This window comes from Streptomyces sp. NPDC051578 (genome assembly GCF_044454045.1).
GTDB lineage: Bacteria > Actinomycetota > Actinomycetes > Streptomycetales > Streptomycetaceae > Streptomyces.
In genome coordinates this window covers 133,757-140,319 of sequence record NZ_JBITDH010000011.1, presented here as the reverse complement: position 1 = coordinate 140,319, position 6,563 = coordinate 133,757, and the positions used below count along the sequence as shown (strand labels likewise).

The following is a 6,563-nucleotide window of genomic DNA, read 5'->3' as shown; positions in this document are numbered from 1 at the left end:
CGGATCATCGTGTCGAACAGGGCCTCCGGATCGCCGTCGGGGCCGGCGCTCGCAGCCAGCAGCGAGGTGACTTGGGCGGCGAGGACGGTGACTAGAGCGTGTCTCTTTGGTGGGCTCATCAGTTGATCGGATGTGCCTGTCCGATTAGTGATCACTGATGCGATGTGGGACCGGATCGAGCCGCTGATGCCGGCCGATCCGGTCCGCGGACGACCGTGGGCCGACCACCGCCGCACCCTCGAGGCCATCGCGTGGAAGTACCGCACCAATTCGCCCTGGCGGGACCTCCCCGACGAGCTCGGCTCGTACCAGACCGCCCACAAAAGGCTGATCAGGTGGGCCGTCGACGGCACGTGGGAGCAGATCCTCACCGCCGTCCTCGCGGCCGCTGACGCCGTCGACGACATCGGTTGGACCGTCTCGGTCGACTCCACCGTCGTCAGGGCTCACCAGCACGCTGCTGGAGCACTCAAAAGGGGGCGGCAGACCGCAACGAGCCGGCCGATCACGCACTCGGACGCTCCCGCGGCGGGCTGAGCACGAAGATCCACGTGGTCGCCGACGGCTTTGCACGGCCCCTGGGTCTGGCCGTCACAGCAGGTCAGGCCGGTGACGCGCCCGCCTTCGAGACGGTCATGGCCCGCATCCGGGTGCCCAGAACCGGCCCGGGCCGCCCCCGAACCCGCCCCACCATGGTCCTGGCCGACCGTGCCTACTCATCCCGCGCGATCCGCGGCCACTTGCGCCGTAGGCAGATCCGCGCGGTCATCCCGCAGCCATCGGACCAGATTGGCCACCGCCTGCGGCGAGGCCGCCAAGGCGGGCGCCCACCCGGCTTCGACGCGGAGGCATACAAGCAGCGCAACACCGTCGAGCGGTGCATCAACCGCCTCAAGCAGTGGCGCGGCCTGGCCACACGAACAGACAAACTCGCCATCGCCTACCAGGCCGCACTCCACCTCGCCGCCATCCTCATCTGGGCACGACGCTGACCAAAGAGACAGAACCTAATTCTACTTCGAGGTCGACGCCGAAGGCTGGGTGACCCGGCAGGTCGAACTCGAAGGGCCTGAGCTGACCCCGATCGCAGCTGCCTCCCTCGGCGAGTGCGACAGCAGGTTCGGGACCACAGCCGAGCCGGCCGTCTCGGAATGGGATGGCTACGACGCCGAACAGCTCACCTCCGTGGAATTCGAGGACGTCTGGGGGGCCGCCCGTCGCCAGATCGCATCCCGCGCCGGCTGACACGTCGTAAGACAGCAGTTCGGCCCCCTTTAGAGTCGGGGCATGACGACTTCCCTTGCCGGCAGTGCCTTCGACGCGCTCCGCCTCGACGCCGTGCCCGACCAGGACGCGTTGCGCCTGGCCTACGCACTCCCCAGTGACGCGGCTGTACGCAAGCAGATGACCGAACTGACGGATCACGCACGGCAGTTGATCAGCTGCTCACCGCTGGTCCTGATCGCCAGCGCGGACGCCGACGGCAACTGCGATGTGTCCCCGCGCGGTGGCCCCGCCGGGTTCGTCACCGTCCTGGACGCACGGACGGTGGCGATACCGGACGCGACGGGCAACAAGCGTCTGGACACCCTGCAGAACGTTGTGGCCACCGGTCGGGCCGGGCTGCTGTTCGTCATCCCGGGGCGTACCACGACGCTGAGGGTGAACGGCCGGGCCTGCGTCTCCACCCGCCCGGAGCTGCTGTCTCGGCTGACTGCCGTGGGCAAGCCGCCGGCCAGTGCGCTGGTGCTGGGGATCGAGGAGGTTTACCCGCACTGCCCCAAGTCGCTCCTGCGCAGCGGTGCCTGGAAGCCGGAGCAGTGGCTACCGGCGGACGCCCAGCCCACCTCGGCCGAGGTGACGTTGGCCCAGCTGCGGATGCCGGAGCTGACGATCGCCGACATCGAGCAGGCGGAGGCGGATTCGCTCAAGTACCGGTACGAGTAACCGGCCGACCAGCGCTGCTGAACCACCAGGCCGCCGCTCGTGCCGTCCGGGTCATAGCCCTGCCAGGGCCCCGGGGCCCGGTCGGCGGGGCAGTGGTCCCACACCCGGCGTGGAGGGCTAAACCCAGCCATCTGATGCAGTATCAGGTCATGTGCTCATGAAGTGATTTCGCTACGGCTCTCCACCGAAGCCCCCCATGTCAGCTGACCGGCGCATCCCGAGGGGTGCACCGAGAGTCCAGCGCCGCTCCGGACCACCGGAGGAACCGGAGACCCGGCGTCCATGCTCGTGGGAGGGGAACAGTGGCACCTCAGGAATCCCTGCTCAAGGTCTACGGGGACCGGTCGTACCGGCACGTGACCATGGCGCGGCACCAGGGCACGGCCATCGCGTTCGCGATGGACGCGTCCCGCCGGGTCGTCTACTCCGTGCTGGACCTGTCCGGACCGCCGGCCAAGGGCGACGCGGACGCCGCGTACTGGAGCGAGAACCCGGCCGAGCTGCTCTACCCCGGGAACTGGCCGAGGTGGGGTACGCCGTCGTCGGTGCGACGGCGATGCCGACCGTCAAGCGGGGCGGGGTCGAGGCGGCCGCCGCCGAACGGCCGACCGCCGGCGAGACCGACCCCTTCCTGTCCACCACCGCGCGGCTGACCGCGGACGCCCCGTTCCACGTGATATCCGACGGCGCGTACGTGGTGGTCCCTGCGGCAGTCGATCGACGAGGCGCACCCCGACGCGCTGTTCAAGCTGACCGGTGGCGGCTGCTCGGGGGACGCGTCCCGCCGCGACTACGTGCTCAGCGGGGCCGCACAGCAGGGTGTTGCGCACCAGCGGCACCTCCGGCACGCCACCCGCCCCGAGTCCGCCAAGGACAGCCTCGGCATCGAGGACATGGAGGGGCGCCCGTTCTGCGAGTCGACCCAGGAGCTGTCGTTCGTCCGGAACCTGGCCCAGGGCCGGTTCGCCGCGGTGCTCGTACCGACCGCGATCAGCGGCGTGCAGCGCTGGCAGCTGTTCGCCCACAACGACGCCACCGGGCGCGCACCGACGGCAGCGCCGCCGCCTCCGGCTTCTCGCACCGGGACCTGGTCAACACCTACGTCTGGACCGCTCAGGGCGGCTTCTTCGCGGAGACCACCGAAGCCACCGACGCGGTCAGCGAGACCACCTCCGGCTCGTACACCTTCGGCAACATGTTCGGCGGGTCGATGGACCTGACCTTCGGCGCCCTCGGCCTCGGCTGGTCGGCCCACTTCGACGCCTCCCGGGGCGGTGGTTTCAGTACCACCCGGGCCAAGGGCAAGGACGCCTCCCGCTCCTGCGGCATGGACGTCCAGTGCGCACTCTCGGGGGACCTGCAACGCCGCGACAAGGACGGCAAGCCGGTCTATGACGCGCCGGGCAAGCCGGTCCTGGTGCCGGGCAAGGTGGACGCCTACCGCTTCCTCACCTTCTACCTCGGCGAGAACAGCGCCAACTTCGACGACTTCTACCACAAGGTGGTCGACCCGCTTTGGCTGTCGGGCAGCGACGCCCCCGACGCCGCCGCACTGCGGCAGACCCGCCAGAGTCCGGCGAAACCCCCGTGCTGGCGGATCCTGCACCGCGTCACCTACGTCAGCCGGGTACTGGCGCCCGTCCCGCCGCCCAGGGCACCGCCACTGGAGATGGCGATGCGCGCCGAGAACATCGACAGCAACTACGAGCTGATCAGGCGCCTCGAACCGTACGTCCGCCCGCCGCCACCAGCGCCGCCGCGCTCGCCGCCACCACCCGCGAACCTTGGCGGCCCAGTTGCCCGAACTGCTTCCCCACAGCGCCGAGATCATCGACTACCTCAGCCGCTACTTCGGAATGGAGAACTGACAGCCGCCCGGCCCTCCGGTCGGCCGGAGAGCCGGGCTGTCGGTCAGGTGGTGGCGGTGAACGCGTGCACGTGCTCGCGGAGGAAGTCGTGGAGCGTCCGGGCGGGGCGGCCGAGGACGGTTTCGATGGTGTCGTTGGGGGATTCCGTTCGGTCGATGGCCAGTAGCTGGATCTCTACGACGTGGTCGGCGAGCCAGGGTGGCATGTGTGCGGTCGTCAACAGATGGCTGTGGAACTCGTCCGGTGAGAGGTCGATGTGGCGGACGGGGCGGCCGGTCAGCTCGCCGAGCAGGCGGGCGAGTTCGGAGTGGCTGTAAGCCTGCGGACCGGTCAGGGTGTACTCGGCGCCGGCGAGGCCGGGTACGAGAAGGGTCTCGGCGGCCACGTCGGCGATGTCCCGGACGTCGATGTAGTTGCAGGGCGCCTCGCGCATCGCCCCTATGAGCACGCCTTGGGCGACGGCCGGGGCGTTCAGGAGCAGCTTGTGCATGAAGGCGTACGGTCGGAGCAACGTAGCCGTCATGTCGGTTGCCGCCAGGTGTTCCTCGACCCGCCAGTGTCCTCGTGAGATGGCAACCGGTGAGGCGGGCTCGGCCGCCGGGGCGGAGAGTTTGACTACGTGCTGTACCCCGCACGCGGCCGCGGCGTCTATGGCGTTGGTCTCCAGCTCGGCTTGACGCGGGCTGTTGGCCATGGCGAGGAACAGCTGTGCGGATCCCTTGAGGGCGTCGCGGAGCGTGCGGGGATCTGCGGCGTCCGCGCCGACGACCTCGACCGAGGTGCTGGCGCCGATGGCGGCGCGCAGGGTGCCGGGAGTACGGCTGATGGCCCGGCAGGGGACGTCGAGTCCGGCCAGCCGGCGGAGCAGCGCGCCGCCGGTGGCGCCGGTCGCGCCCATGATGGTGATCACGGTGAGCCTTTCACGGTCGAGAAGTCTGGCGAACTGGTGGGGAAGGGCGCGCTCAGGTCTGCTGCCGGGAGGCCGCGCCGTGCCACCGCCAGGTGACGATGGCGGCGGCCAGCGCCGCCGAGAGCGGCAGGTCGCTCCGCAGCCGCTCCAGCCATTTGGCGTCGGGCACCTGTGTGTGCGACGGCAGCCACTGGGATGCGAACCACCCGAGCAGTCCGGCGACTGCGGCCGCCGCAACGGCGAGTGCGGTGGCGAGAGCCAGTCGCGGCGCCGAGGTCGTCCAGCGCCGAGGCCGGCCACGTTGGTGCAGCCACGCGCCGACGACACAGGCCACGAGGGCGGAGGTGGCCCCGATGGAGGTGAGGGCGGCCATGGTGAGTTCGGGCTGCCCGGTGAGGAACCCGCCGAGCCCGGCGGTGAGAGCGGGGGCCAGGTAGGCGACCGCGACTTCCTGCCAAAGGACGAACGGGCGCGTGGCAGAACGGGAGGAAGAGGTTCTATGGGGAGGGCTCATACGTCTCCTCGACAGTAATTAGGAAGCTAACTATTAGGGTGTGAGTGAGCCCCGCTCAGCCAAGTCGACTGCTTCTTGCCGAGAGGGGGGAGTGCTAGTCGGCGGTCAGTGCGCCGATCCGCCGGGTGATCCGCTCCAGGAGGTCCAGGAACAGCCCTCGCTCGTCGACGCTCAATCCGTCGACCAGCGCCTCAAGTCGCGCGAAGTGGTCCGCGGCCATGTCGCGCAGCCGCTCGGCGCCGCGCGCAGTGAGTACGACCACCGCGCCCCGCCCATCCTCCGCGGAGGCGCGGCGGGCCACCAGGCCCTCGCGCTCCAGCCCGCTGACAAGGCCGGTCACGGTAGCGCGCGAGACGCCGAGGCTCCTCGCGAGGTGCGACGGCGACTTCTCTCCGTCGCTGTCCTCCAGGTCCACCAGCAGGCGGTAGCGCCCCGTCGACAGCCCGGAACGCGAGAAGTGCACTTCTGACGCCCGGTCCAGGCGCGCCCCGGCCGCCATCAGGCGCACGGCGACGAGTACCGCCTGAGGATCGGCGTCAAGCCCGTACCGTGAGATCTGCTTCCGTGCCTGATCGAGCGTGGGTACGGCACCGGCCATCGCGTCCTCGTCACTCATAGGAAGTAATATGGCAGCTAACTATTCGATGGTCAAGGCACACCTCAGCCCGACAACCCCTTGGGGCGCAGCCGCACGACCAGGAAAGGGCCGGACCATGCCCGGGCCCGGCGATCTGCCCCCGCCAACCCTGCTGCCTCAGTGTCAGAGTCGCCAGATCGCGAAGGCCGCCGCGAAGAAGCCCACGGCGCCCACCGGCACCGGCCAGGACCGCTTCGAGGAACGCGTCCAGCGGCCGAGGAGATGGGCGTTGAGCAACCCCGCGGCAAGGCAGTAGGCGATGAAGAAGGGCTCGAACAGCCAGGCCGGGGACTCGAAGTAGAAGCTGTAGCCGAGCAGCAACGAGTCGATCTGGGTGACCACGAGGAAGAGGTGGACGAGCAGGATCCAGGGCATCGTAAGGATCACCGCGAAGATGCGCGGTAGCCGCCATTCCTCGCCCAGGCCGATGCCACCGGTCACCGCCCACAGAGCACACACCGCGAGTATGGCCAGGTACACGCGCGAGACCGGCTCACGCCAGGCCAGTCCCGTCGTTTCGAGCATCTTCATGGTGGCTCCCAGCCGTGAGGGTTCGGTGCTTGCAGAGAAACGGGGGTACGCGCAGTGCGTGCGCACACCCCCCGGCCGGAGGTCGGATACCAGATGTACCTGTCCAGGTCGGTGGCCAACCTACGCCACGTACCTGCCGCCCCCCATCTCCGAGCG

8 protein-coding genes and 1 pseudogene are annotated in these 6,563 nt (G+C 69.5%); 4 read left to right on the top strand and 5 right to left on the bottom strand.

Features of this window, described 5'->3' with window-relative positions:
- Positions 1-162 precede the first annotated feature (162 nt).
- From ACIA6C_RS30340 to ACIA6C_RS30325, 4 genes and pseudogenes are all read left to right on the top strand, one after another.
- Positions 163-992, top strand: a protein-coding gene (locus ACIA6C_RS30340) for an IS5 family transposase (RefSeq protein ID WP_399280702.1) whose coding sequence is annotated in 2 segments (ribosomal slippage) — positions 163-469 and positions 469-992 — 831 coding nt in all. Because the reading frame shifts where the segments join, the coding sequence is not laid out codon by codon here.
- A gap of 19 nt (positions 993-1,011) precedes the next feature.
- Positions 1,012-1,245: pseudogene (locus ACIA6C_RS30335) on the top strand (hypothetical protein); the annotation flags it as partial.
- Between the two features lie 42 nt (positions 1,246-1,287).
- Positions 1,288-1,947, top strand: coding sequence for an MSMEG_1061 family FMN-dependent PPOX-type flavoprotein (locus ACIA6C_RS30330; RefSeq protein WP_399280692.1), 660 nt, complete (start codon positions 1,288-1,290; stop codon positions 1,945-1,947).
- A gap of 302 nt (positions 1,948-2,249) precedes the next feature.
- Positions 2,250-2,600, top strand: a complete 351-nt coding sequence (locus tag ACIA6C_RS30325; protein WP_399280690.1) for a hypothetical protein — start codon at positions 2,250-2,252, stop codon at positions 2,598-2,600.
- A 460-nt stretch (positions 2,601-3,060) separates the two neighbouring features.
- Here ACIA6C_RS30325 and ACIA6C_RS30320 read toward each other — a convergent pair whose 3' ends face one another.
- The 5 genes from ACIA6C_RS30320 to ACIA6C_RS30300 form a co-directional block, all read right to left on the bottom strand.
- Positions 3,061-3,252, bottom strand: a complete 192-nt coding sequence (locus ACIA6C_RS30320; protein WP_399280688.1) for a hypothetical protein — start codon at positions 3,250-3,252, stop codon at positions 3,061-3,063.
- Between the two features lie 606 nt (positions 3,253-3,858).
- On the bottom strand, positions 3,859-4,725 hold the full coding sequence (locus tag ACIA6C_RS30315; RefSeq protein ID WP_399280686.1) for an NmrA family NAD(P)-binding protein: 867 nt from the start codon (positions 4,723-4,725) through the stop codon (positions 3,859-3,861).
- Between the two features lie 52 nt (positions 4,726-4,777).
- Positions 4,778-5,239, bottom strand: a complete 462-nt coding sequence (locus tag ACIA6C_RS30310; protein ID WP_399280684.1) for a hypothetical protein — start codon at positions 5,237-5,239, stop codon at positions 4,778-4,780.
- Between the two features lie 94 nt (positions 5,240-5,333).
- On the bottom strand, positions 5,334-5,855 hold the full coding sequence (locus ACIA6C_RS30305) for a MarR family winged helix-turn-helix transcriptional regulator (protein WP_399280682.1): 522 nt from the start codon (positions 5,853-5,855) through the stop codon (positions 5,334-5,336).
- 144 nt (positions 5,856-5,999) lie between these two features.
- Positions 6,000-6,407 (bottom strand): SCO4225 family membrane protein, encoded by a 408-nt coding sequence (locus tag ACIA6C_RS30300; protein ID WP_399280680.1) that lies wholly within the window; start codon positions 6,405-6,407, stop codon positions 6,000-6,002.
- Positions 6,408-6,563 lie beyond the last annotated feature (156 nt).

Bases quoted from the DNA above. Each gene is read 5' to 3' on its own strand.
- ACIA6C_RS30330 (WP_399280692.1), top strand. From the start codon at position 1,288: ATGACGACTTCCCTTGCCGGCAGTGCCTTCGACGCGCTCCGCCTCGAC.
- ACIA6C_RS30310 (WP_399280684.1), bottom strand. From the start codon at position 5,239: ATGAGCCCTCCCCATAGAACCTCTTCCTCCCGTTCTGCCACGCGCCCG.
- ACIA6C_RS30305 (WP_399280682.1), bottom strand. From the start codon at position 5,855: ATGAGTGACGAGGACGCGATGGCCGGTGCCGTACCCACGCTCGATCAG.
- ACIA6C_RS30300 (WP_399280680.1), bottom strand. From the start codon at position 6,407: ATGAAGATGCTCGAAACGACGGGACTGGCCTGGCGTGAGCCGGTCTCG.